Raw genomic sequence first — 23,593 nt, forward strand, 5'->3', positions numbered from 1 at the left:
TGAAAAACAATCTGGACCGCTACAAGCCGGACGTTTATAATCTGTAAAGGCGATACCACATAATTTCAGGTGGTGGAGCGCGCCGGAAAATTTTTTGCGGGATGAACCCAAAAGCGCAGGCAAGCCTTGGTGGCTTGACGAGCATTTTGGGAAAATCCCACGGAAAATTTTGGCGCGATACGCCGCCTGAGGCGCTCCGCCGTGAATTGTGCGGTGTTGCCTTTTAGTGATGGAACAGCCGCAGGCCGCAGAAGGCCATGGCGATGCCGTATTTGTTGCAGGTGTCGATGACCTGCTGGTCACGGATGGAGCCGCCGGGCTCCACGATGGCCACAACGCCGCTGCGGCGGGCCCGCTCGATGTTGTCGCCGAAGGGGAAGAAGGCGTCGCTGCCCAGGCACACGCCGCTCACCTGCGCCAGCCATTCCTTCTTCTCGGCGGCGGTGAAGGGCTCGGGCCGCTCGGTGAAGGTCTCGGCCCACACGTCCTCGCCGATGACGTCCTCATACTCGTCGGAGATGTAAACGTCGATGGCGTTGTCCCGGTTGGGGCGGGAGACATCATCCCTAAAGGGCAGAGCCAGCACCTTGGGATGGTGGCGCAGCTGCCAGATATCCGCCTTGTTGCCCGCCAGACGGGTGCAGTGGATGCGGCTCTGCTGGCCCGCGCCCACGCCGATGACCTGCCCGCCCTGAGCATAGCACACGGAGTTGGACTGGGTGTACTTGAGGGTGATGAGGCAGAGAACCAAATCCCGCTTCTGCTCGGGCGTGAGGGTCTTGTTCTCGGTGACGAGATTTTCCAGCATGTCCTCGCCGATGCGCAGGTCGTTGCGGCCCTGCTCGAAGGTGATGCCGAACACCTGCTTGTGCTCGATGGCGGCGGGCACATAGGAAGCGTCAATTTGCACGATGTTGTAATTGCCCTTGCGCTTGGATTTCAGAATCTCCAGCGCGGCGGGGGTGTAGCCGGGGGCGATGATGCCGTCGGACACCTCGTGCTGGATGACCTTGGCGGTGGACTCGTCACACTCGTCGGAGAGGGCGATCCAGTCGCCGAAGCTGCTCATGCGGTCGGCGCCGCGGGCCCGGGCGTAGGCGCAGGCCAGGGGGGAAAGCTCCAGCCCCTCGCAGAAGTACATTTTTTTGAGGGTGTCATCCAGAGGCAGGCCCAGAGCCGCACCCGCCGGGGAGACGTGCTTAAAGGAGGCGGCGGCGGGCAGGCCGGTGGCCTCTTTCAGCTCCTTCACCAGCTGCCAGGAGTTCAGCGCGTCCAGAAAGTTGATGTAGCCGGGCTTGCCGTTGAGAACGGTGACCGGCAGCTCGCCCTCTTCCATGTAGATGCGGGCGGGTTTCTGGTTGGGGTTGCAGCCGTATTTCAGTTCCAGTTCCTTCATCCTTCGTTCCCCCTTATTCTTCGCAGACTGCGTCGTACTTGTTGATGATGACATCTTCCGTCTCACCGGTGGCAAGGTCGATGGCCCGCACGAACAGGCTGACCTTGTTGTCCTCGTTCAAAGACTCCCACATCTTTGCCGCCAGCTCCTCCGCCTCTTCCGGCAGGGCCACCCGCTCCGGCTCGCCCTCAAAGCTGGGGATGGGGCTGCCGTCGCACTTGTAGGTGTGGAGGAAGTGGCCTTCGCCGGCCACCGGCTGGGGATACTCGAAGAAGTACCGCCGGCAGCTTTCGCCGTTGCCGTCGGCGCTCTTCAAAATGGACAGCTTGTAGCTGCAGGCGCCTTCGGCCAGCTCCACCACGCCGCTGATGCGGGGGGTCCAGTTGGGGCCGTCCGGCTCGAAGGTGCGGGTGCGCAGGGCCGCCTCGAAGCTCTCGCCCCTGGCCATGAAGTCATACACCGTGTCGGTCTGGTCGCCGTTGGTCACGATGTGGGTATTCTCCCCCACCGTGCGCACCGGGTTATAGATGATGAGGCTGGGGTCCTGGAGCTTTGCCGGGTCGGCCGCCAGGGTGCGGATGCCGCCGATGGCCTCCACCGGGTCGAACACCCGGTTGCGGCTGTTGGCGCTGCGGCCCATGATGAAGTAGGCGATGAGCGCCTTTTTGCCGCTGGGGGCAAGGCCCAGAACGATGCCCCGGCCGGGGTAGGCGTTGGTCTTCAGCTGTTCGTACAGGTTCAGCAGTTCCATTTCCTCATTCTCCCTTTGTGTTCTCGCGCGCCGGGGCGCGGGTTCAGCCTTTGTCGTAATCAGCGCACACCTTGGCCAGCGCCGCGGGCAGCAGCAGCCATTCGGCCTGCTCCATCACCCGCCGCTGCAAAGTCTCGGGGGTGTCGCCCTCGGCCACCTCCACCGCCTTCTGGGCGATGATGCGCCCGCCGTCGCACACTTCGTTGACAAAGTGAACGGTGGCGCCGGTGACCTTGACCCCTTTGGCCAGGGCCGCTTCGTGCACCTTGAGGCCGTACATCCCCTCGCCGCAGAAGCTGGGGATGAGGCTGGGGTGCACATTCAAAATGCGCTCGGGATAGGCGGCGATGACGCTCGGCCCCAGAATGGAGAGGAAGCCCGCCAGCACCACCACGTCGATGCCGTTTTCTTTCAAAGTGCCCAGCAGGGCCGCGTCGAATTCCTCGGCGGTGGCGTAGTCCTTGCGGCGGACCACCACGCCGGGCACGCCGGCGTTCTTGGCCCGTTCGAGGGCGTAGACGCCGGGCTTCGAAGCCACCACCAGGCTGATTTTGCCGTGGGGGTTTTCGCCCCGGGCCTCGCTGTCCAGCAGGGCCTGGAGGTTGGTGCCTCCGCCACTTATCAGCACCGCTACCTTCAGCATAACTCCACCCCGTCGCCGGCGACGATTTCGCCCAGGACCCAGGCGGCCTCGCCGTTCTTTTCGAGGATCTCAACGGCACGGCCGGCGTCCTCTTTGGCCACCACCAGGATCATGCCAACGCCCATGTTGAAGGTGTTGAACATGTCCCGCTCGGGGATATTGCCGGCGGTCTGGATGTGCTTGAAGAGGGCGGGGGTGCGCACGTCGCTCTTGGCGATGCGGGCGGCGCAGCCTTTTTTGAGGCAGCGGGGGATGTTCTCATAGAAGCCGCCGCCGGTGATGTGGCTCACGCCCTTGACGGTGACTTCCTCCATCACCGCCAGCACGGGCTTGACGTAAATCTTGGTGGGGGCCAGCAGGGCCTCGCCCAGGGTGCAGCCCAGGTCGGCGTGATACTCTTTCAGCACCTCGGGGTGGTTTTCCAGGTCAAAGACCCGGCGCACCAGCGAGAAGCCGTTGGAGTGAACGCCGGAGGAAGGCAGGGCGATGATGACGTCGCCCTCCTGCATGGTGCTGTTGTCCAAAAGTTTGCCCTTGTCCACAGCGCCCACGGTGAAGCCCGCCAGGTCGTATTCGTCCTCGGGGTAGAAACCGGGCATCTCGGCAGTCTCGCCGCCCACCAGGGCGCAGCCGGCCTGCACACAGCCCTCGGCCACGCCGGCCACCAGCTGGGCAATTTTTTCCGGCACGTTTTTGCCGCAGGCGATGTAGTCCAGAAAAATCAGAGGCTTGGCGCCGGCGCAGATGACGTCGTTGACGCACATGGCCACGCAGTCGATGCCCACGGTGTCGTGCTTGTCCATCAAAAAGGCGATTTTCAGCTTGGTGCCCACGCCGTCGGTGCCAGAGACCAGCACGGGGTGGGGCATATCGGTGCAGTCCAGCTCAAACAGGCCGCCGAAGCCGCCCAGACCGCCGATGCAGCCGGAGGTCATGGTGCGGGCAACGTGCTGTTTCATCAGTTCCACCGCCTTGTAGCCGGCGGTGATGTCCACTCCGGCGGCGGCGTAGCTGGCGGAATAACTCTTTTCCATGGCGCGCTCCTTTGCGTTCATTCAGTCACTTCGGGGATCTTGCTTTCAAATTTGCTCTTTTCGGTCACAGCGGGGGTATCGGCGGGGTACTTGCCGGTGAAGCAGCCGGTGCACAGGCCCACCTTGCAGCCCTCGGCGATGTTCTTCACGCCCTCCACGCTGAGGAAGCCCAGGCTGTCCACGCCCAGAATTTCCCGCATCTCCTCCAGGGTGTGGTTGGCGGCGATGAGGTTCTCGCGGCTGTCCACATCCACGCCGAAGTAGCAGGGATAGAGGAACTCCGGCGCGCTGGAGAGGAAGTGCACCTGGGTGGCGCCGGCCTCCCGCAGCAGCTGCACGATCTGGCGGCTGGTGGTGCCGCGGACGATGGAGTCGTCCACCAGGACCACCCGCTTGCCCCGCACCGTGTCGGCGATGGGGTTCAGCTTGATGCGCACGGTGTTCTCACGCAGCTTCTGGTCGGGCTGGATGAAGGTGCGGCCGATGTATTTGTTCTTCAAAAATCCGATGCCGTAGGGGATGCCGCTCTGCTGGGAATAGCCGAGAGCCGCGTCCAGGCCGGAGTCGGGCACGCCGATGACCACATCCGCCTGGATGGGGTGCTCCAGCGCCAGCATGGCGCCGGCGCGGCGGCGGGCACGGTGGACGGAAGCGCCGTCCACCACCGAGTCGGGCCGGGCGATGTAGACGAACTCAAAGACGCACAGGCTGCTGGGCTTGCCGCAGTGGGTGCGGATGGAGCGCATGCCGTTCTCGTCAAAGACGATGATCTCGCCGGGCTCCACGTCCCGCACGAACTCGCCGCCGGCGGCGGCAATGGCACAGCTCTCGCTGGCGATGACGTCGCTGCCGTGCAGCTTGCCGATGCACAGGGGCCTAAAGCCATTGGGATCGCGGGCGGCGATGAGCTTGCGGGGGCTCATGATGACCAGGCTGTAGGCGCCTTTCAGCATGGGCATGGTCTTTTCCACCGCTTCCTCGATGCTGCCGCTGGAAAGGCGCTGGCGGGTGATGGTATAGGCGATGACCTCGGTGTCGCTGGTGGAGTGGAAGATGCCGCCCTCCAGCTCGATGGCCCGCCGCAGCTCGTAGGAGTTGGTCAGGTTGCCGTTGTGAGCCAGGGCCATGGGGCCCTTCACATGGCGGATGACGAAGGGCTGGGCGTTGGACCGCAGGGGGGTGCCGGTGGTGGCATAGCGGCAGTGGCCGATGCACATCTGGCCCCGGGGCATGGTCTCCAGCACGTCCTTGGTGAACACCTCGTTCACAAGGCCCAGTTCACGGCGCTTGTAGATCACGCCGCCGTCGTTCACCGCCATGCCGCAGCTCTCCTGGCCGCGGTGCTGCAAGGCGTACAGGCCGTAGTAGGTGGCGGCCACCACATCCTGACTCTCGTCCCGGCGGTAGATGCCGAACACGCCGCACTCCTCGTGCAGTTTTGCGTCAAATTGTTCCATAGTTTCCCTTTCTTTGCCTTAAGTCGTGCCGGACGGATGGGCAGCTCAGCCCAGAAGACGGGCCATGACCTCCTGATACGCCTCTTCCTCACCGCCCAGGTCGCGGCGGAACAGGTCCTTGTCCAGGTGCGCGCCGGTGGTGGCGTCCCAGAAGCGGCAGGTGTCGGGGCTGATCTCGTCGGCCAGCACGATGGTGCCGTCGGCAAGGCGGCCGAACTCCAGCTTGAAGTCGATGAGGCGGATGCCAAAGCCCAGCAGGTACTCGCTGAGGATGCTGTTCACCTTGAAGGCGTACTCGCTGATGGTGTCGATCTCGGCCTGGGTGGCAAGGCCCAGAGCCAGGGCATGGTAGTGGTTGATGAGGGGATCGTGCAGATCGTCGTTCTTGTAGCTGAACTCCAGGGTGGGGCACTGGAGAACGGTGCCCTCTGGCACGCCCAGGCGCTTGGTGAAGCTGCCGGCGGCCACGTTGCGCACGATGACCTCCAGAGGCACGATCTCAACCTTCTTCACCAGGGTCTCACGGTCGCTGAGCTCCTCCACGAAGTGGGTGGGAACGCCCTTTTCCTCCAGCATCTTCATCAGGTTGTTGGACAGGCGGTTGTTCACAACACCCTTGCCCCGGATGGTGCCCTTCTTGGCGCCGTCGCCGGCGGTGGCGTCGTCCTTATAATCCACGATGACCAGGTTCGCGTCGTCGGTGGCGAACACTTTCTTGGCTTTGCCTTCGTACAGCTGCTCCATCTTTTTCATCGTTATACTCTCCTTTTTATTGTAAAAGTTCGTGATGGGTTTTTATCACAGCTCGGCAAGCTGGGCCTGCAGGGCTTCTTCCTTTTTGGCGATCTGGGCGGCCATGGCGGCGCGGTCGGCGGCCAGCAGGGCGGCCAGGCGCTCGTCGGTGACGGCCAGGATCTGGACGGCCAGCACGGCGGCGTTCTTCGCGCCGTTCAGCGCCACGGTGGCCACGGGGATGCCGCTGGGCATCTGCACGGTGGCAAGCAGGGCGTCCAGCCCGTCCACAGCGCCGCCCTTCATGGGAATGCCCACCACCGGCAGGGTGGTGTTGGCGGCAACGGCGCCGGCCAGATGGGCGGCCATACCCGCCGCGCACAGGATGACGCCAAAGCCCTTGTCCCGGGCAGTTTTAGAGAATTCCGCCGCCTCGGCGGGGGTGCGGTGGGCGCTGAGGATGTGGGCCTCGAAGGGGATGTCCAGCCGTTTCAGCTCGGCGCAGGCGGCTTTCACCACCGGCCAGTCACTGTCGCTGCCCATCAAAACGGCCACTTTTTTCGTCTGTGTCACCTTTGTTCGACCTCCCTGTTTTAAAAAAAGAAAAGGCGTGGTGCGCACTTACACCACGGCCTTTGGTTTACTTTGTGATAGGGGTGCTCTTTCCCCGCTGCTTGCGGATGCGGCACTTCGCCCCGCCACGGGAACCGGGCCGCCCGAAGAAACAACGTCCCATGCCGCGCACCTCCTGCAAAAAAATCTTGCCCACCGCCGCAAAAGTGCGGCGCGCGGGCGTGCTTTCTACCCTTTCAGTTTAAAGGGTGCGGCGGCAAAATGCAACCAGTTTCGCACCCCCGAAAACATTTTCAGAACATTTGCTTCGGGCGCATTGTTTTCCCCGCGCTTTTTTGGCACGATTACCAATCAAATCGCTTGGTAGTCATACTTTCCCGGCGGTGATGGCGGCGTATTTTGCGCCGGTGACGGCCAGCAGATCGGCGGGGGCGAGCTCCACCTGGGCCCCGATGCGCCCGGCGCTGACCATGATGGTCTCCTTGTCCTCGGCGGAGGCGTCCACGGTGGTAACGAAGGCCTTTTTCATGCCCACCGGGCTGCACCCGCCCCGGATATAGCCGGTGGTCTTGAGCAGGTCGGCCACATGGAGCATGGCCACGCTCTTCTCCCCCACCGCCCGGGCGGCGGCTTTCAGGTCCAGTTCTTCCGCCACCGGGATGACGAACACATAAAAGGCCCGGCTGGCCCCCTGGGTCACCAGTGTTTTGAACACCCGCGCCGGGTCCTGCCCCAGCTTTGCCGCCACGGCCACGCCGTCGATGGCCCCGTCGGAATGGTCGTACTCGTGGAACGTATAATTCACCTTCGCCTTGTCCAGCATGCGCATGGCGTTGGTCTTGGGCTGCGCCATTGTTTCTTTCCCCTTTTTGCCGCCGCGGCCATTGAGCCGGGCGCTTTTTTCTTTTATTGTAGCACGGGATGCAAGGGGGGGCGCTTTTTCTTGACAAAGCGTGCGGGGCGTGCTATGCTTTGCACAAATCTTTCGAACGCGCGAGGTGCGCCATGACCACTCTGTTCACCGCCGGCATGTATTATTACGGCTTTTCCTTCATGATGGGGAAAGGTCTTGTTTGCTGCGGTCAGCCGGGAGTGTAAGGGCGCCGAGGGGCGCGTTCCAACGCACAAAACCACCGGGAAGTCTGCGGCAGCAGGCTTCCCGGTTTTTTGTTTTGACAAACAAGGGGGTTTTTCCAAATGATCATCATTCTGAAGCAGAACGCCGACCAGGCGGCGGTAAAGGACCTTTGCAAAGAGCTGGAGGGCCGGGGGCTTTCCATCCACGAGAGCCAGGGCGCGGAGACCCACATTCTGGGCCTTGTGGGCGACACCAAATCCATCGCCGAGAGCTGGCTGCGGGCCAGCCCGGTGGTGGAGGACGTGCGCCGGGTGAGCGAGCCCTACAAAAAGGCCAACCGCAAGTTCCACCCGGAGGACACGGTGGTGGACGTGAGCGGTGTGAAGGTGGGCGGCGGGCACTTCGCGGTCATCGCCGGGCCCTGCAGCGTGGAGAGCGAAAGCCAGATCGAGACGGTGGCCGCCTCGGTGCAGGCGGCGGGGGCCAAACTTCTGCGGGGCGGCGCCTTCAAGCCCCGCACCTCTCCCTACTCCTTCCAGGGCATGCGGGCGGAAGGGCTGGAGCTGCTGCGCCACGCCCGGGCAAAGACCGGCATGCCCATCGTGACCGAGATCATGAACAACGAGCATCTGCCCCTCTTCGCCGACGTGGACCTCATCCAGATCGGCGCGCGGAACATGCAGAACTTCGAGCTGCTCAAGGCCGTGGGCCGCAGCGGGCGGCCGGTGCTGCTCAAACGGGGACTTTCCGCCACGCTGGAGGAGCTGGTGATGAGCGCCGAGTACATCATGGCCGAGGGCAACGACCAGGTCATTCTGTGCGAGCGGGGCATCCGTACCTTTGAGACCAGCATGCGCAACACGCTGGACATCAGCGCCGTGCCCATGCTGAAAAAGATGACCCACCTGCCGGTGGTCATCGACCCCAGCCACGCGGCGGGCATCGCCTGGATGGTGGAGCCGCTGGCGGCCGCCGCGGTGGCCGCCGGGGCGGACGGTCTGATGGTGGAAGTGCACAACGACCCCGCCCACGCTCTGTGCGACGGGGCCCAGAGCCTGACGCCGGCGCAGTTCTCCGCTTTGATGGACAAGCTGCGCCCGCTGGTGAGCCTGATGGGCAAGACGCTGGACTGAATCGCCTTGCAACGCCGGCACAGATAGGCTAAAATAATAAAGTAACGTGTTTTTTTCCGCCCGCCGGGCGGAACCTATATGGGGAGGGTTTTAAAATGGATCTGCATCTCAACAGCATCTGCGTACAGGGCGGCTACACGCCGGGCAACGGCGAGCCCCGCCAGGTGCCCATCATTCAGAGCACCACCTTTAAATACGCCACCAGCGAGGACATGGGCAAACTGTTCGACCTGGAGGCCAGCGGCTACTTCTACAGCCGGCTGCAGAACCCCACCTGCGACACGGTGGCCGCCAAGATCTGCGCGCTGGAGGGCGGCACCGCCGCCATGCTCACCAGCTCCGGCCAGGCCGCCAGCTTCTATTCCGTGTTCAACATCGCCGGCTGCGGCGACCACGTGGTGAGCAGCAGCACCATCTACGGCGGCACCTACAACCTCTTTGCCGTGACCATGAAGCGGATGGGCATCGAGTTCACCTTCGTGGACCCGGACTGCACCGAGGAAGAGCTGAACGCCGCCTTCCGCCCCAACACCAAGGCCGTGTTCGGCGAGACCATCGCCAACCCCGCCCTCACCGTGCTGGACATTGAAAAGTTCGCCAAGGCCGCCCACGCCCACGGCGTGCCCCTCATCATCGACAACACCTTCGCCACCCCGGTGAACTGCCGGCCCTTCGAGTGGGGCGCGGACATCGTGACCCACTCCACCACCAAGTACATGGACGGCCACGGCTCGGCGGTGGGCGGCGCCATCGTGGACAGCGGCCGCTTCGACTGGACCAAGTACCCCGACAAGTTCCCCGGTCTGTGCACCCCCGACGAGAGCTACCACGGCGTGGTGTACACCGAGCGTTTCGGCCTTGCCGGCGCCTACATCACCAAGGCCACCGCTCAGCTGATGCGTGACTTTGGCAGCGTGCAGAGCCCCCAGAGCGCCTACCTTTTGAACCTGGGCCTTGAGAGCCTGCACGTGCGCATGAAGCGCCACTGCGAGAACGCCCAGGCCGTGGCGGAATTCCTCCATGACCACCCGAAGGTGGCCTGGGTGAGCTACTCCGGCCTGCCCGACGACAAGCACTACGCTCTGGCGCAGAAGTATCTGCCCAACGGCGGCTGCGGCGTGGTGAGCTTCGGCGTGAAGGGCGGGCGCAAGGCCGCCGAGACCTTCATGAAGCATCTGAAGCTGGCGGCCATCGAGACCCATGTGGCCGACGCCCGCACCTGCTGCTTGCATCCCGCCAGCGCCACCCACCGCCAGATGAACGACGAGGAGCTGGCAGCCGCCGGCGTGAGCCCCGATCTTGTCCGCTTCAGCTGCGGTCTCGAGGACAGCCGCGACCTCATCGCCGACATCGCCCAGGCGCTGGAGCAGGCCTGACCATTCCCATTTGAAAGGAGAGCGGCAGCGTGCCCCTCATCATTCCCAAAACACTGCCCGCCTACGGGGTGCTGGGCAGCGAGAACGTCTTTGTCATGCACGAGCGCCGGGCCCGCACCCAGCACATCCGGCCGCTGCGCATCGTGGCGCTGAACCTGATGCCCACCAAAATCGCCACCGAGACCCAGCTGGCGCGCCTGTTGGCCAACAGCCCGCTGCAGGTGCAGCTGACCCTGCTGCACACCGCCAGCCACGCCGCCAGCCATGTGCCCGGCGGCCACATGGAGGCCTTTTACAAGACCTTTGACGAAATTCGCAATGAGCGGTTCGATGGCATGATCATCACCGGCGCGCCGGTGGAGCAGATGCCCTTTGAGGAAGTGGACTACTGGCAGGAGCTGTGCGAGATCATGGACTTCACCCGCACCAATGTCTACTCCACCCTCCATGTCTGCTGGGGGGCCCAGGCGGCGCTCTACCACCACTTCGGCATCGAGAAGCGCCCTCTGCCCGAAAAGTTGTTCGGCATCTTCCCCCACCGGGTCACCCGGCCCTCGAATCCGTTGGTGCGTGGCTTCGACGAGGAGTTCTGGGCGCCCCACTCCCGCCACACCGGCGTGGACGAGGAGCAGGTGAAAGCCTGCGAGGCCCTGCGGGTGCTGGCGGAGAGCGACGAGGCGGGCATCTACCTGATGAGCACCGACAGCGGCCGGCAAATTTTCGTCACCGGACATCCGGAGTATGAGCGGCTGACGCTGGACGCGGAGTACCGCCGGGACGTGGCCAAAGGCCTGCCCATCGCCCCGCCCAAGCACTACTACCCCGGCGACGACCCATCCAAAGAGCCGGTCTACCGCTGGCGGGCCCACGCCTTCCTGCTCTACACCAACTGGCTGAACTATTATGTGTACCAGAACACCCCCTACGACCTGGGCGAGCTGGACACCCTGTGACCTGACGCGCGCGCCGGGGGCCCTCACCGGCCTGCCCGGCGCGCTTTTTTATAAAGGAAAGGAGTGGTCTCATGCGCATCCTCGTGGTGGAGGACACCCGGGACATGAACCGGCTCATCGTCAAAGCCCTCACCAAGGCGGGCTACAGCGTGGACGGCTGCTATGACGGCGAAGAGGCGCTGGACTATCTGGCCGGGGCGGAATACGACGCCATGGTGCTGGACGTGATGATGCCCAAACTGGACGGCCACCAGCTCCTGGCAAAGCTGCGGGCCGAGGGCAGCGACCTGCCGGTGCTGTTCCTCACCGCCCGGGACTCCATCGCCGACCGGGTGGAGGGGCTGGATCTCGGGGCGGACGACTATCTGGTGAAGCCCTTCGCCTTTGAAGAGCTGCTGGCCCGCATCCGGGCCATGACCCGCAAGCACGCGGGCAGCCGAACCGACACGCTGACGGTGGGCGATCTTGTGCTGGACACCCGGGGCCGCACCGCATCCCGGGCCGGGCGGGATATCCCCCTGCTGCCCAAGGAATACACCATTCTGGAACACCTGATGCGCAACCCCGGCGCGGTGCTCAGCCGGGAACAGCTGGAGGACCGCATCTGGAACTACGAAAAGGCGGGCAGCTCCAACAACATCGACGGCTACATGAGCCGCCTGCGTAAGAAGATTGACGCGGACGTGCCCGACGAGCAGCGCCTGCTGCACACGGTGCGGGGCTCCGGCTGGGTGCTGCGCCCGCCCAAGGAAGGAGGCGCGCTGTGAAGCCTTCTTCCATCAAAACGCGCATCGCCCTGCTCATCACCCTGCTGGTGGTGGCGCTTTTTTCGCTGATGCTGCTCTTTGCCTTCAGCATGAGCAATTCGGTGGTGCAGCGCACCGCCCGCCAGCAGCTGGCGGACACGGTGCGGGCCAACGCCGCCTTTGTAAGCCTTGGGGACGACGGCAAACTCGCCACCGCCGAGGGTTTTGCCTTCTCCCGCGGGGGCGTGACGTGTCTTGTCTACAGCAAGGCCGAAGCCCTGTTGGCGGGGCAGCTGCCGGTGGGCTTTTCCGGCGCCGTCTCCTTTGAGAACGGCACGGTGCGCACGGTGGAGGCCGCCGGCGGGGACTGGTATCTGCTGGACCTGTGGGTAGCCCACGGCTGGGAGGACGGCGTGTGGCTGCGGGGGCTGATGGAGGTGCCGGACACGGCGGCCGCCGCCCGCAACCTGCTGCTGGCCGCGGCGGTGGCCCTGCCCCTCTTTGTGCTGGCGGGGGCGCTGGGCTGCTATTTCATCCTGCGCCGCTCGCTGCGGGGGCTGGACACGGTGAACGCCGCGGCGGCCTCCATCGGCGAGGGCAAAGACCTCTCGGTGCGCATCGGGCCGGTGCCCGGCGGGCGGGAGCTGACCAAACTGGCGGAAAACTTCGACGCCCTTCTCGAACGGCTGCAGCGCAGCTTTGAGGCGGAGCGCCGCTTCACCGCCGACGCGTCCCACGAACTGCGCACCCCGGTGGCGGTCATCAAGAGCGCCTGCGAGTACGCCGAGGCCTTTGACGAGACCGACGAGGAACGCCGGGAGACGCTGGGCATGATCCGCCGCCAGGCGGACAAGATGACGGCCCTCATCGGCCAGCTGCTGGCCCTCACCCGGCTGGACCAGGGCACCGAGCCCCTGCGCGCCGTGCCGCTGGACCTGGGTCAGCTGGCCCGCAAGACGCTGGAAGAGCAGGGCTGCGACCCCGCCCGGCTGCGCCTTGCGCTGGCCGAGGGGGTGACGGTGAAGGGGGACGAGGCGCTGCTGGGGCGGCTGATCGCGAACCTTGCGGACAACGCTTTCAAATACGGTCTGCCCGGCGGCACGGTGACGGTGGAGGTGCGCGCCGAAAACGGCGAAGGGCTGCTCACCGTGGCCGACGAGGGCCCGGGCATCCCCGCCGACCAGCAGGAGAAAATCTGGCGGCGGTTCTACCAGGTGGACGCCGCCCGGGGCGACGAGCAGCAGGGCGTGGGGCTGGGCCTCTCGCTGGTGCAGCGCATCGCCCAGCTTCACGGCGGGCGCATGACGCTGGAGAGCGCCGAGGGCGCGCCCAGCGCCTTCACCCTCCACCTGCCGCTGGCGTAAAATCACATTACAGGACGGGAAACCGGCGGTTTCCCGTCTTTTTTTGTTTTTCCGCCTTGCCAAGCGGCTACCCCGGTGGTACACTGGAAGGGCTGCGCCCGGGCCGCTTGCGGTTTTTGGCCCGGCGCAGCCATCGCTTTGAGAAAATGAGGGAGCAAACATGAAACAGTTTTGGAGCAGCCTTCGGGCTGAGTTCAAGGGCTACAACGCCGCCCGCCTGGGCGGCGACGTGATGGCCGGCCTCACGGTGTGCGCCGTGGCGCTGCCGCTGGCGCTGGCCTTCGGCGTGTCCAGCGGGGCCTCCGCCGCCTCCGGCCTTGTCACCGCCATCGTGGCCGGCGTGGTCATCGCCCTGCTGGGCGGCGCATCCTACCAGGTGTCCGGCCCCACCGGCGCCATGAGCGCCGTGCTGGTGGGCATCGTGGCCCGCTACGGCCTGCAGGGCGTGTTCCTGGCCTGCTTTGCCGCCGGCGCACTGCTGCTGGCCGCCGGCGTGCTGCGGCTGGGCAAGCTCATCAGCTTCATCCCCATGCCGGTCATCATGGGCTTCACCTCCGGCATCGCGCTGGTCATCGCCCTGGGCCAGGTGGACAACTTCTTCGGCACTGTGTCCGAAGGGGCTTCCAATCTGGAAAAGCTGGCCTCCTACGCCCGGCTGGGTTTCCGGCCCCAGTGGCAGTCGGTGCTCATCGGCGCGCTGGTGGTGGCGGTGATGGTGCTGTGGCCCAAAAAGTGGGGCGCACGGGTGCCCGGCTCGCTGGTGGGCATCGTGCTGGCCACCGTGGTGGCCACCGTCGCCGGCTTTGATGAGCTGGCGCTGGTGGGCGACATCCCCCGCACCCTGCTGCTGGAGGACCGGCTGGACCTGATGAAACTTGACCTCTCCATGCTCAGCGGCCTTGTCTCCCCCATCGTGACCATCGCCGCCCTGGCCATGATCGAGAGCCTGCTCTGCGGCGCTTCCGCCAGCCGGATGAAGGGCGAAAAGTTCAACGCGGATCAGGAACTCATCGCCCAGGGCGCGGGCAACATGGTGCTGCCTCTCTTGGGCGGCGTGCCCGCCACCGCCGCCATCGCCCGCACCAGCGTGGCGGTGAAGAGCGGCCAGCAGACCCGTCTGACCAGCGTGTTCCATGCGGTGTTCCTGCTGGCCTCCATGTTCCTCTTAGGCGGGGTGATGGCCCGGCTGCCCCTGGCGGCGCTGGCCGGCGTGCTGATGGTCACCGCCTGGCGCATGAACGACTGGGAGGGCATCCGCTACCTGCTGGGCCACCGCTTCAAGTCCGGCATCAGCCAGTTCTTCATCACCATGGTCGCCACCGTTGTGGCGGACCTGACGGTGGCCATTCTGGTGGGCATCGTCTATTCGGCCATTCTCTACATCGCCAAGGCCAGCCACATCAACGTGAGCTTTTCCCACATCGACGCCTCCCGGCTGCCCGGCGAGCCGGCGGCTGCGATGCCCAACGCAGGCGTGGCCTATGTGACCGGCTCGCTGTTCTTCGGCGCGGTGGACGAGTTCAATCGTCTGATGGAACAGATGCCGGCCTACGACCAGGTCATCTTCTCGCTGCGGGGCATGCCCACCATGGACGTGTCCGGCGCGCAGGCGATGATGGAACTGTGCGCAAAGCTCAAAGAGCGGGGCTGCGGCGTGGCCTTCTGCGGCGTTGCGCCGGAGGTGCGCGTTTACTTCGACCGGGCAGGTATCACCGAGCTGGTGGGCGAGGAGGCCTTTTTCTGGAGCGCGGACCAGGCCATCTTCGCGCTGCTGGAACAGCAGGGCGCGGCGGTCTGAAACATTCAACGGGGCGGCTTTTGAGCCGCCCCCGTTTTCTTTGAAAAAATTTTTGAGAATTCCTCTCAAATTTCATGTTCGTTTCATGTTGGGGGCCTATACTGGCATCAGAACAAAACAGGAAGGAGAATCCCCTGATGAAAAAATTGATCGCTGCGGCCCTTGCCGCTCTCACCATCGCCCTTTTCACCGCCTGCGCCAACGCCGGCCAGCTGGCCTACATCGGCGACGAAGCCGCCCGGGCCGCCGCCCTTTCCGGAGCGGGGCTTTCCGCCGACGCGGTGACCTTCACCGGAATCGAACTTACCCGCCGGGACGGCGTGGAATACTACGTCGTTTCCTTCACCTCCGGCGACAGCCGCTACGAAAGCCAGGTGGACGCGCTTTCCGGCGTGGTCATCCAGTCCGAGACCGCGCCCCTGAGCCAGAGCGCTTCCTCCGCTTCCGGCGCCTCCATCACCGCCGAGGACGCCAAGGCCAAGGCGCTGGCCCACGCGGGCCTTGCCGCCGCCGACGTGACCTTCATCAAAGCCGAACTGGACCGGGACGACGGCCGCCTTGTTTACGACGTGGAGTTCTACACCGCTGACAACAAGGAATACGATTACGAGATCGACGCGGCCACCGGCGATGTGGTGAACTTTGACTACGACGTGGAGCACTACGCTCCGCCCGCTGCCTCCGGCAACCAGTCCGGCGCCGCTTCCGCCGCCTCCCTCACCGCTGAGGACGCCAAGGCCAAGGCGCTGGCCCACGCGGGCCTTGCCGCCGCCGACGTGACCTTTGTGAAGGCCGAGCTGGACCGGGACGACGGCCGCCTTGTCTACGACGTGGAGTTCTACACCGCCGACTATAAAGAATACGACTACGAGATCGACGCGGCCACCGGCGACGTGGTGAGCTACGACTACGACGCCGAAAGCTACGCCCCGCCCGCCGCCTCCGGCACCATCAGCGCCGAGGACGCCAAGGCTCTGGCGCTGGCTCAGGTGCCCGGCGCCGCTGCTTCGGACATCCGGGAGTTTGAGACCGACCGGGACGACGGTCGCGTGGAGTACGAGGGCAAGATCGTCTACGGCGGCATGGAGTACGAGTTTGAGATCGACGGCTACAGCGGCGCCATCCGCAGCTGGGAGGCCGAACCGCTGCACTGACAACCACACAGAAAAAGAGCGCCGGGCGTTGCCGCCCGGCGCTCTTTTTTGTTGATGCTCAGTTCTCGTCCAGCAGCAGCTGGTCCACTTTGCCGATCATCACGTCCTGCTTGATGTAGTTCAGGCCGTAGGTCTCCACATAGCTGTCGTAGTTGTCGCCCAGCATCTCTTTCAGCTCGGCTTCCTCCACGGTCATGCCCTCCTGCTCGGCGATGGCCTGACGGATCAGGCTGAACTTGGCCGCCTCGGGCAGCTGCTCGTCCAGCATGGCCAGGTAGTCGGCCTCGCTGCCGTAGCCGGACAGCATCATCAGCATATCCACAGACAGGCCGTAGCTGGCCGCCTGGTTGTTGATGGCCGCCAGCTGGGCCTCCCGCATGTTCTCAGAGATAGAGGCGGGCACCTCGGTGATCTCGCTGTTCTCAGACAGGTAGTCCAGCATATAGTTGTACTTCTTGGTGTTGCGGATGGCCTCGGCGATGCCCTCCTCCGCCTCGGCGGCGGTGGTCCAGCCGTAGGTGGCCTGCAGGTTCTCCGCCACGAAGGCGTCGTCCATCTCAGGGTAGTTCAGCGTGTCGCCCTGGATGTAGTTGATGGTGGTGGTGAACACGGCGTCCTTGCCCGCCAGCACGATGGTGTTGCCGTCGGCGTCGGTGGAGTCGTTGTAGTCCTCGGGGAAGGTCACGTTCACGTCAAAGGTCTCGCCGGGCTTGTGGCCGATGAGCTGCTCCAGGAAATCGTCGATGTAGCTGGTCACGCCGATGGTCACGGTGGTGCCGGCGCCATTGGTGTTGCCGCCGGTGAACTCCACGCCGTCCACGCTGCCCACATAGTCGATGTTCACGGTGTCGCCGTCCTCCACCGCGCGGTCGGTGATCTCATCGTAGTAGGCCCACTGACTCAGCAGGCTCTCGCGGTTGCTCTGCAGCTCCTCCTCGGTGGGCTCGATCTCCTCAGAGGGGATCTCCACGCCCTTGTACTCGGGCAGGGTGACGTAGTCCAGCGCGTGGATGTCCTTCCAGAAGCCGTTCTCGTCAATGTACTTGCTGTAGTCGATCTCCACCATCTCGGGCACGTCCTGAGAGGCGGAAGAGCCGGAAGTGGAAGAAGAGCCGGAGGCGGAGTTGCTGCCGGCCGTGCCGCAGCCCGCCAGCGCGGCGGTCATGGTAAGCGCCAGGGCAGCAGCGCCCAGGCGGATCATCTTGCTTTTCAAGGTGGTATTCCCTCCTGTAATTTCGCGGCCCGAAGCACCGCGCAGTATCGGTTTTTATTATATCACGCCTTGTCAAACCGTCGAGGGCTGCCGCCATAAATTCACAAATTTGTATCTATTTTTATACCTTTTGTAAATTTCATTCCGGGTTATACCTGTTTTTGTTTGGCTCGGGCCGGGGAATGCGCTATAATTGAAAAAAACGGGAAAGAGGGGCACAACATGGATTACAACAAGGAATCGCTGGCGCTGCACGCCGCGCACAAAGGCAAACTGGAAGTGGTGGGCAAGGTGCCGGTGAAAACCCGGGACGACCTTTCCCTGGCCTACACTCCCGGCGTGGCGGAGCCCTGCCGGCGCATCGCCCAGGACCCGGACGCAGTCTATGACTACACCGGCAAGGGCAATCTGGTGGCGGTGGTGACCAACGGCACGGCGGTGCTGGGCCTGGGGGACATCGGCCCCAAGGCGGGCCTGCCGGTGATGGAGGGCAAGGCGCTGCTGTTCAAGGCCTTCGCCGGGGTGGACGCCTTCCCCATCTGCCTGGACACGAAGGACCCCGCCGAGGTGGTGCGGGCGGTGGAGCTCATCGCCCCCGGTTTTGGCGGCGTGAATCTGGAGGACATCCGCAGCCCCGAGTGCTTTGAAATTGAACGCATTCTGCAGGAAAAGCTGGACATCCCCGTGTTCCACGACGACCAGCACGGCACCGCCATCGTGGTGACGGCGGCGCTGTTGAACGCCCTGAAGCTGGTGGGCAAACAGCTGGAAAGCGTGCGCATCGTGCTGAACGGCCCCGGCGCGGCGGGTACCGCCATCATCAAGATGCTGCTGGCTGCGGGCGCCACCGACGTGACCGCCGTGGACGAGCACGGCATCCTGGTGGAGGGCCGGCCGGCGGGCCTGGCCGACCACAAGGCCTCGCTTGCCACCGTGACCAACCCCCGCCATCTCACCGGCGGCCTTGCGGAGGCGGTGAAGGACGCGGACGTGTTCATCGGTGTGTCGGTGCCCGGGGCGCTGAAACAGGAAATGGCCGCGAGCATGGCCAAGGACGCGGTGGTGTTCGCCATGGCCAACCCCACCCCGGAAATTCTGCCCGACGAGGCCAAGGCCGCCGGCGTGCGGGTGATGGGCACCGGCCGCAGCGACTTTGCCAACCAGATCAACAACGTGCTGGCCTTCCCCGGCGTGTTCAAGGGCGCGCTGTCGGTGCGGGCGAAGTGCATCAACGACGCGATGAAGGTGGCGGCGGCGAAGGCCATCGCCGGCCTCATCGGCGTCGACGAGCTGAACGAGGACTACATCATCCCCGGCGCCTTTGACGAGCGGGTGGCCGGTGCGGTGGCTGACGCGGTGGCCGCCGCCGCCCGGGAAAGCGGGGTGGCCCGGCTGTGAGAGAGATCAAAGCCGCAGCCGTCACCGAAGCGGTGGCCGCCCTGTGCATCGAGGCCAACGCCCATCTGCCTGCGGATGTAGCGGCGGCCCTTGCCGCCGCCCGGGCCGCCGAGCCCTGGCCGCTGGCAAAGCACACCCTGGGCCTTCTGGAACAAAATCTGGAAATGGCAAACGCCTGCGCCCTGCCCATCTGCCAGGACACCGGCATGGCCGTGGTCTTTGCGGAAGTGGGCCAGGAGGTGCACATCGACGGCGATTTTGAGGCCGCGGTGAACGAGGGTGTGCGCCGGGGCTACGGAGACGGGTACCTGCGCAAGAGCATCGTGGGCGACCCGCTGCGCCGGGTCAACACCGGCGACAATACCCCCGCCGCGCTGCACCTGCGCCTTGTGCCCGGCGACAAGCTGCGGCTGACGGTGGCCCCCAAGGGCTTCGGCAGCGAAAACATGAGCCGCCTTGCCATGCTGCGCCCCGCCGACGGGGTGGAAGGGGTGGAGCGCTTCGTGCTGGAAACGGTGCGGCTGGCGGGCCCGAACCCCTGCCCGCCCATGGTGCTGGGCGTTGGCATCGGCGGCAGCTTTGACGGGGTGGCCCTGCTGGCAAAGCAGGCGCTGCTGCGCCCGCTGGACAAACCCAACCCGGACGAATACTACGCCGCTTTGGAGAAAAAGCTGCTGGCGGCGGTGAACGAACTGGGCATCGGGCCCCAGGGCTTCGGCGGCAAGACCACCGCCCTGGGCCTTGCCATCGAGACGGCCCCCACCCACGTGGCAGGGCTGCCGGTGGCGGTGAACGTGAGCTGCCACGCCACACGGCGGGCCAGCGCGGAACTGTGAGAGGGGTGCAAAGATGGAACACAGACTGACCACTCCCTGCACCCGCGAGGCGCTGGCTGCCCTGCGGGCGGGAGACACGGTGCTGCTCTCGGGCGTCGTTTACACCGCCCGGGACGCGGCCCACAAACGAATGATGGAGTGTTTGGACAAGGGCGAGGCTCTCCCCTTCCCCCTGGAGGGCAGTGCGGTCTACTACGTGGGCCCCACGCCGGAACAGCCCGGCCGGGTCATCGGCTCGGCGGGCCCCACCACCAGCGGCCGGATGGACCCCTACTCCCCCCGGCTCATACGGCTGGGCCAGCGGGTGATGATCGGCAAAGGCGCCCGGGACAAGGCCGTGAAAGAGGCCCTGAAACAAGAGGGCGGCGTGTACCTGGCGGCGCTGGGCGGCGCGGGCGCGCTGATGGCCGCCTGCGTGAAGGAGCTGGAGGTAATCGCCTGGCCGGATCTGGGCTGCGAGGCGGTGCGGCGGCTGGTGGTGGAGGACATGCCTCTCACCGTGGTGCTGGACCCCATGGGCGGCGATCTTTACGAAAGCGGCCCGGCGGCCTATCTGGCCGCGCGGTAACGGCCCTTCACTTTCCCGCTTTAAACTGGTAAAAATTTTATGCTTGACAAATGACGCCGGCTGTGGTTTAATGTCAATAAATCAATGAGGCGGAGATAAAACTGCACAGCGCGCCTACAGAGAGCCCGGAGGCTGGAAACGGGCGGAAAGCGGGGCAGACAAATGGACCGCCGAGAGCAAGGTGAACGGGGCATCCCCCTCAGTAGCTGCGCCGGGAGGCTCCCGTTACAGGGCGCAGGGCGTGTTGGCGCCCTCACGAGTGGCCCGCCTTTTATGGCCGGGCAAACAAGGTGGCACCGCAGGTTTTTTCAAAGACCTGTCCTTGTAGCAATGCAAGGACAGGTCTTTTTTTATTTCTTTTTCGAAGGGAGGCGCCGGACATGGCAAAACTCAAACCCCGCAACCGTTTCTCCACACGATGGCGCCGATGGCGTCCTTTCAGCTGACCGCCATCCACCCTTTGACCACAAAAGAAATGAGGTACATACCATGAAAAAGAATCGTCTGTTTGCCGCTTTCACCGCCGCCGCTCTGGCCCTGTCGCTGGCTGCCTGCGGCTCCGCCCCCGCTTCCACCCCGGCTTCCGCCTCCGGCAGCGCCGACGGCGAGAGCTTTAAGGTGGGCATCGTGCAGTACACCAGCCACTCCAGTCTGGACGAAATTTGCACCGCCATCCAGAGCGAGCTGACCGCCCTTTCCGAAGCCAGCGTCGCCGCCGGCGGCCCGGCCATCGAGTTTGAGGTGCAGAACGGCCAGGCGGACACCGCCACCCTGAATGACATCTGCAAGCTGTTCGTCTCCGAGGGCGTGGACCTCATCATCCCCATCGCCACCCCCGCTGCCACTGCCGCGGCCGCCGCGGTGCAGGGCACCGACATTCCCCTGGTCTACAGCGCCGTGACCGACCCGGTGGGCGCTCAGCTGGCGGACAGCATGGACGCCCCCGGCCAGAACATGACCGGCACCAGCGACTACATCGACACCAATAAGATCCTGGATTTGGCCCTGGCCGCCGACCCCGACCTCAAGACTCTGGGCCTCATCTACAATCTGGGCGAGCCCAACAGCGTGACCACCATCGGCAACATGAAGCCGGTGCTGGAGGAAACGGGCATCGCCGCGGTGGAGAGCACCGTGACCAACGCCGGCGAAGTGCAGCTGGCGGTGCAGAACCTGCTGGCCCAGGGCGCCGAGGCCATCTTTGTGCCCATCGACAACACCGTGGCCGACGGCATGGCCGTGCTGGCCTCCACCGCCATTGAGGCGGGCGTGCCGGTGTACACCGCCGCGGACAGTCTGGTGCGGGACGGCGGCCTTGCCACCACCGGCGTGAACTACACGAAACTCGGCGAGCTGACCGCCCAGATGGCAGCGGACGTGCTGAACGGGGCCGACCCCGCCACCACCCCGGTGCAGGTGCTGAACGACGGCATCACCACCGTGAACACCACCACCGCCGCGGCTCTCGGCATCGACCCGGAGATCTTTGACCTGACCGGCGAAGGCTACATCGCCGTGGAGTAAATCGTTTTTCGCCCCCGGCGCGGCTCACCCGCGCCGGGGCACTGACTTTGTTTTGTAAGGAGCGTTTTTCATGACCGCAATGCTTTTAGAGAGCGCGGTGGAGCAGGGCTTCATCTACGCGCTGGTGGCGCTGGCGCTGTACCTTTCCTACCGGGTGCTGGACATCGCCGACCTCACCACCGACGGCACCTTTGTGCTGGGCAGCGCCGTATCCGCCGTTTTTTCCGCCGCGGGCAAGCCGGTGCTGGGCCTTGTGCTGGCCTTCTTTGCCGGCTGCGGGGCGGGCTTCGTCACCGCCTTCCTCCACACCCGCATGAAGGTGCAGGCCATTCTTGCGGGCATCATCACCATGACCGGCCTTTACACCATCAACCTGTGGACCATGGGCAACCGGGCGGACCTGCCTCTGCTCAAGGCGGACACGGTGTTCACCCGGGCGGCGGCCCTGCTGGGCAGCGACTGGAGCAAGCTCATCGTCTGCGCCGCCATCACGCTGGCCGCCGCCGCGGCCATGGCCCTCTTCCTCAAGACCCAGATCGGCCTGTCCATCCGGGCCACCGGCGACAACCGTGACATGGTTTCCGCCTCCTCCATCGACCCGGCCTTCACCATCACCGTGGGCCTGTGCATCGCCAACGGCTGCACCGCCCTCTCCGGCGGCGTTCTGGCCCAGTACCAGATGTCCAGCAGCATGAGCCTGGGCACCGGTGTGGTGGTCATCGGCCTGGCCAGCCTCATCATCGGCGAGATGTTCACCCGCCGGGGCGGCGTGTGGCGCGGGGTGGCCGCAGCGGTCATCGGTTCCATCGTCTACCGTGTGCTGATGGTGTTCGCTTTGCGCACCAGCGCCAACCCCTCCAACCTCAAGCTCATCAGCGCCGCCATCGTGGCGGTGGCCATCAGCTGGCCCGCCCTTACCGGCTGGGTCAAACTGACCCGGCGCAAACTGGCCGCCAAGGGAAAGGAGGCGCGCTGAAATGCTCACTCTGACCAACATCACCAAGACCTTCAACCCCGGCACGCTGAATGAAAAAAAGGCGCTGCGGGGCATCGACCTGCATCTGGAGGCAGGCGATTTTGCCGCCATCGTTGGTTCCAACGGCGCGGGCAAATCCACCCTGTTCAATGCCATCGCCGGCAACTTCTTCACCGACACCGGCCGCATCGAGCTGGACGGGCGGGACATCACCTTTGAAAAAGATTTCCGCCGCAGCCGCGAGATCGGCCGTCTGTTCCAGGATCCTCTGCGGGGCACCGCTCCCCGCATGACCATTGAGGAAAATCTGGCTCTGGCCTATCTGCGGGCCTCCCGGGTCGGCTCGGGCTTTTCCCGCATCTCCGCCAGAGAACGGGCGCTTTTCCGCGAGCGGCTGGCTCAGCTCGGTCTGGGCCTTGAGGACCGGATGAAGCAGCCGGTGGGCCTGCTCAGCGGCGGCCAGCGGCAGGCGCTGACCCTTTTGATGGCCACGCTGGTGACCCCGAAGCTGCTGCTTCTGGACGAACACACCGCCGCCCTGGACCCGGCCACCGCCGAGAAGGTGCTGGCGCTGACCACCTCCATCGTGGCCGAGCGGAAGCTCACCTGCCTGATGATCACCCACAACATGCACAGCGCGCTGGCGCTGGGCAACCGCACGCTGATGATGGACGACGGCCGCATCGTGCTGGACGTGAAGGGTGAGGAGCGGGCGAAGATGACGGTGGAGGACCTGCTGGCCGCCTTCAGCAAAAACGCCGGCCGCGCCATGGAAAGCGACCGCATCCTGCTTTCCACCGTGGAGTGAACCGCCCCGGCGCTTATCCAAAACCAAAAGGCCCCCGGCCGCGCTGAACGCGCGGGCCGGGGGCCTTCTCTTATGCATAAAA

The 23,593-nt window shown here is 64.9% G+C and carries 22 protein-coding genes; 13 read left to right on the top strand and 9 right to left on the bottom strand.

The annotated features are described in order from the left end of the window. Positions 1-223 precede the first annotated feature (223 nt). The 8 genes from ACMNAY_RS02800 to ybaK form a co-directional block, all read right to left on the bottom strand. Positions 224-1,396, bottom strand: coding sequence for a phosphoribosylaminoimidazolecarboxamide formyltransferase (locus ACMNAY_RS02800; protein ID WP_418718309.1), 1,173 nt, complete (start codon positions 1,394-1,396; stop codon positions 224-226). Positions 1,397-1,409: 13 nt separating this feature from the next. After that, entirely contained in the window at positions 1,410-2,147 is a 738-nt protein-coding gene (locus ACMNAY_RS02805) for an IMP cyclohydrolase (protein WP_418718310.1), read from the bottom strand. Positions 2,148-2,190: 43 nt separating this feature from the next. Next, the gene (gene purN / locus ACMNAY_RS02810; RefSeq protein WP_418718311.1) at positions 2,191-2,790 is read right to left on the bottom strand and encodes a phosphoribosylglycinamide formyltransferase; all 600 of its coding nucleotides are present in this window, start codon (positions 2,788-2,790) and stop codon (positions 2,191-2,193) included. Next, positions 2,784-3,824: a phosphoribosylformylglycinamidine cyclo-ligase gene (gene purM, locus ACMNAY_RS02815; RefSeq protein WP_418718312.1), complete on the bottom strand. Its 1,041-nt coding sequence runs from the start codon at positions 3,822-3,824 to the stop codon at positions 2,784-2,786. The genes purN and purM overlap by 7 nt, the downstream gene beginning before the upstream one ends. A 17-nt stretch (positions 3,825-3,841) precedes the next feature. Beyond that, positions 3,842-5,281 carry an amidophosphoribosyltransferase gene (gene purF, locus ACMNAY_RS02820; protein ID WP_418718313.1) on the bottom strand — a complete coding sequence of 480 codons (1,440 nt, stop codon included), beginning with the start codon at positions 5,279-5,281 and terminating at the stop codon, positions 3,842-3,844. 45 nt (positions 5,282-5,326) lie between these two features. Continuing rightward, positions 5,327-6,034, bottom strand: a complete 708-nt coding sequence (gene purC, locus ACMNAY_RS02825) for a phosphoribosylaminoimidazolesuccinocarboxamide synthase (protein WP_394975184.1) — start codon at positions 6,032-6,034, stop codon at positions 5,327-5,329. A 45-nt stretch (positions 6,035-6,079) separates the two neighbouring features. Then, positions 6,080-6,586, bottom strand: a complete 507-nt coding sequence (gene purE / locus ACMNAY_RS02830) for a 5-(carboxyamino)imidazole ribonucleotide mutase (protein WP_418718314.1) — start codon at positions 6,584-6,586, stop codon at positions 6,080-6,082. 367 nt (positions 6,587-6,953) lie between these two features. Beyond that, positions 6,954-7,439, bottom strand: coding sequence for a Cys-tRNA(Pro) deacylase (ybaK, locus tag ACMNAY_RS02835; protein ID WP_394975190.1), 486 nt, complete (start codon positions 7,437-7,439; stop codon positions 6,954-6,956). Between the two features lie 344 nt (positions 7,440-7,783). Here ybaK and aroF point away from each other — a divergent pair, with 344 nt between their 5' ends. The 7 genes from aroF (at position 7,784) to ACMNAY_RS02870 (ending at position 16,188) form a co-directional block, all read left to right on the top strand. Beyond that, entirely contained in the window at positions 7,784-8,797 is a 1,014-nt protein-coding gene (gene aroF, locus ACMNAY_RS02840; RefSeq protein WP_418718315.1) for a 3-deoxy-7-phosphoheptulonate synthase, read from the top strand. A gap of 95 nt (positions 8,798-8,892) precedes the next feature. Next, entirely contained in the window at positions 8,893-10,173 is a 1,281-nt protein-coding gene (locus ACMNAY_RS02845) for an O-acetylhomoserine aminocarboxypropyltransferase/cysteine synthase family protein (RefSeq protein ID WP_394968760.1), read from the top strand. 29 nt (positions 10,174-10,202) lie between these two features. Next, positions 10,203-11,126, top strand: a complete 924-nt coding sequence (gene metA / locus ACMNAY_RS02850) for a homoserine O-acetyltransferase MetA (protein ID WP_418718316.1) — start codon at positions 10,203-10,205, stop codon at positions 11,124-11,126. A gap of 71 nt (positions 11,127-11,197) precedes the next feature. Further along, entirely contained in the window at positions 11,198-11,893 is a 696-nt protein-coding gene (locus ACMNAY_RS02855) for a response regulator transcription factor (RefSeq protein WP_418718317.1), read from the top strand. Continuing rightward, entirely contained in the window at positions 11,890-13,236 is a 1,347-nt protein-coding gene (locus ACMNAY_RS02860) for an ATP-binding protein (protein ID WP_418718318.1), read from the top strand. The genes ACMNAY_RS02855 and ACMNAY_RS02860 overlap by 4 nt, the downstream gene beginning before the upstream one ends. 160 nt (positions 13,237-13,396) lie before the next feature. Then, complete coding sequence (locus ACMNAY_RS02865; protein WP_418718319.1) at positions 13,397-15,034, top strand: SulP family inorganic anion transporter; 1,638 nt, start codon at positions 13,397-13,399, stop codon at positions 15,032-15,034. A gap of 137 nt (positions 15,035-15,171) precedes the next feature. Further along, the gene (locus ACMNAY_RS02870) at positions 15,172-16,188 is read left to right on the top strand and encodes a PepSY domain-containing protein (protein WP_418718320.1); all 1,017 of its coding nucleotides are present in this window, start codon (positions 15,172-15,174) and stop codon (positions 16,186-16,188) included. Positions 16,189-16,246: 58 nt separating this feature from the next. Here ACMNAY_RS02870 and ACMNAY_RS02875 read toward each other — a convergent pair whose 3' ends face one another. Then, positions 16,247-17,401, bottom strand: coding sequence for an FKBP-type peptidyl-prolyl cis-trans isomerase (locus ACMNAY_RS02875; RefSeq protein WP_394975204.1), 1,155 nt, complete (start codon positions 17,399-17,401; stop codon positions 16,247-16,249). A 222-nt stretch (positions 17,402-17,623) separates the two neighbouring features. Here ACMNAY_RS02875 and ACMNAY_RS02880 point away from each other — a divergent pair, with 222 nt between their 5' ends. The 6 genes from ACMNAY_RS02880 (at position 17,624) to ACMNAY_RS02905 (ending at position 23,511) form a co-directional block, all read left to right on the top strand. Further along, the gene (locus ACMNAY_RS02880; RefSeq protein ID WP_418718321.1) at positions 17,624-18,799 is read left to right on the top strand and encodes an NAD(P)-dependent malic enzyme; all 1,176 of its coding nucleotides are present in this window, start codon (positions 17,624-17,626) and stop codon (positions 18,797-18,799) included. After that, entirely contained in the window at positions 18,796-19,635 is an 840-nt protein-coding gene (locus ACMNAY_RS02885; protein WP_394968746.1) for a fumarate hydratase, read from the top strand. Before ACMNAY_RS02880 ends, ACMNAY_RS02885 begins: the two co-directional genes overlap by 4 nt. A 13-nt stretch (positions 19,636-19,648) precedes the next feature. Next, positions 19,649-20,203 carry a Fe-S-containing hydro-lyase gene (locus ACMNAY_RS02890; RefSeq protein WP_418718322.1) on the top strand — a complete coding sequence of 185 codons (555 nt, stop codon included), beginning with the start codon at positions 19,649-19,651 and terminating at the stop codon, positions 20,201-20,203. A 489-nt stretch (positions 20,204-20,692) separates the two neighbouring features. Next, on the top strand, positions 20,693-21,727 hold the full coding sequence (locus ACMNAY_RS02895) for an ABC transporter substrate-binding protein (protein WP_418718323.1): 1,035 nt from the start codon (positions 20,693-20,695) through the stop codon (positions 21,725-21,727). Between the two features lie 70 nt (positions 21,728-21,797). After that, positions 21,798-22,703: an ABC transporter permease gene (locus tag ACMNAY_RS02900; protein ID WP_394975212.1), complete on the top strand. Its 906-nt coding sequence runs from the start codon at positions 21,798-21,800 to the stop codon at positions 22,701-22,703. A gap of 1 nt (position 22,704) precedes the next feature. Further along, on the top strand, positions 22,705-23,511 hold the full coding sequence (locus tag ACMNAY_RS02905) for an ABC transporter ATP-binding protein (protein ID WP_418718324.1): 807 nt from the start codon (positions 22,705-22,707) through the stop codon (positions 23,509-23,511). Positions 23,512-23,593 lie beyond the last annotated feature (82 nt).

It is taken from the genome of Candidatus Allofournierella merdipullorum (assembly GCF_048426865.1).
GTDB classification, from domain to species: domain Bacteria; phylum Bacillota; class Clostridia; order Oscillospirales; family Ruminococcaceae; genus Allofournierella_A; species Allofournierella_A merdipullorum.

Excerpts from the sequence above, each read along its gene's own strand:
- ACMNAY_RS02895 (WP_418718323.1), top strand. The coding sequence starts at position 20,693 with ATGAAAAAGAATCGTCTGTTTGCCGCTTTCACCGCCGCCGCTCTGGCC.
- ACMNAY_RS02805 (WP_418718310.1), bottom strand. The coding sequence starts at position 2,147 with ATGGAACTGCTGAACCTGTACGAACAGCTGAAGACCAACGCCTACCCC.
- ACMNAY_RS02890 (WP_418718322.1), top strand. The coding sequence starts at position 19,649 with ATGGAACACAGACTGACCACTCCCTGCACCCGCGAGGCGCTGGCTGCC.
- ACMNAY_RS02865 (WP_418718319.1), top strand. The coding sequence starts at position 13,397 with ATGAAACAGTTTTGGAGCAGCCTTCGGGCTGAGTTCAAGGGCTACAAC.
- ACMNAY_RS02800 (WP_418718309.1), bottom strand. The coding sequence starts at position 1,396 with ATGAAGGAACTGGAACTGAAATACGGCTGCAACCCCAACCAGAAACCC.
- ACMNAY_RS02880 (WP_418718321.1), top strand. The coding sequence starts at position 17,624 with ATGGATTACAACAAGGAATCGCTGGCGCTGCACGCCGCGCACAAAGGC.
- ACMNAY_RS02855 (WP_418718317.1), top strand. The coding sequence starts at position 11,198 with ATGCGCATCCTCGTGGTGGAGGACACCCGGGACATGAACCGGCTCATC.
- purN (WP_418718311.1), bottom strand. The coding sequence starts at position 2,790 with ATGCTGAAGGTAGCGGTGCTGATAAGTGGCGGAGGCACCAACCTCCAG.
- ybaK (WP_394975190.1), bottom strand. The coding sequence starts at position 7,439 with ATGGCGCAGCCCAAGACCAACGCCATGCGCATGCTGGACAAGGCGAAG.
- ACMNAY_RS02905 (WP_418718324.1), top strand. The coding sequence starts at position 22,705 with ATGCTCACTCTGACCAACATCACCAAGACCTTCAACCCCGGCACGCTG.
- aroF (WP_418718315.1), top strand. The coding sequence starts at position 7,784 with ATGATCATCATTCTGAAGCAGAACGCCGACCAGGCGGCGGTAAAGGAC.
- ACMNAY_RS02845 (WP_394968760.1), top strand. The coding sequence starts at position 8,893 with ATGGATCTGCATCTCAACAGCATCTGCGTACAGGGCGGCTACACGCCG.
- purC (WP_394975184.1), bottom strand. The coding sequence starts at position 6,034 with ATGAAAAAGATGGAGCAGCTGTACGAAGGCAAAGCCAAGAAAGTGTTC.
- purM (WP_418718312.1), bottom strand. The coding sequence starts at position 3,824 with ATGGAAAAGAGTTATTCCGCCAGCTACGCCGCCGCCGGAGTGGACATC.
- ACMNAY_RS02870 (WP_418718320.1), top strand. The coding sequence starts at position 15,172 with ATGAAAAAATTGATCGCTGCGGCCCTTGCCGCTCTCACCATCGCCCTT.
- purF (WP_418718313.1), bottom strand. The coding sequence starts at position 5,281 with ATGGAACAATTTGACGCAAAACTGCACGAGGAGTGCGGCGTGTTCGGC.
- ACMNAY_RS02900 (WP_394975212.1), top strand. The coding sequence starts at position 21,798 with ATGACCGCAATGCTTTTAGAGAGCGCGGTGGAGCAGGGCTTCATCTAC.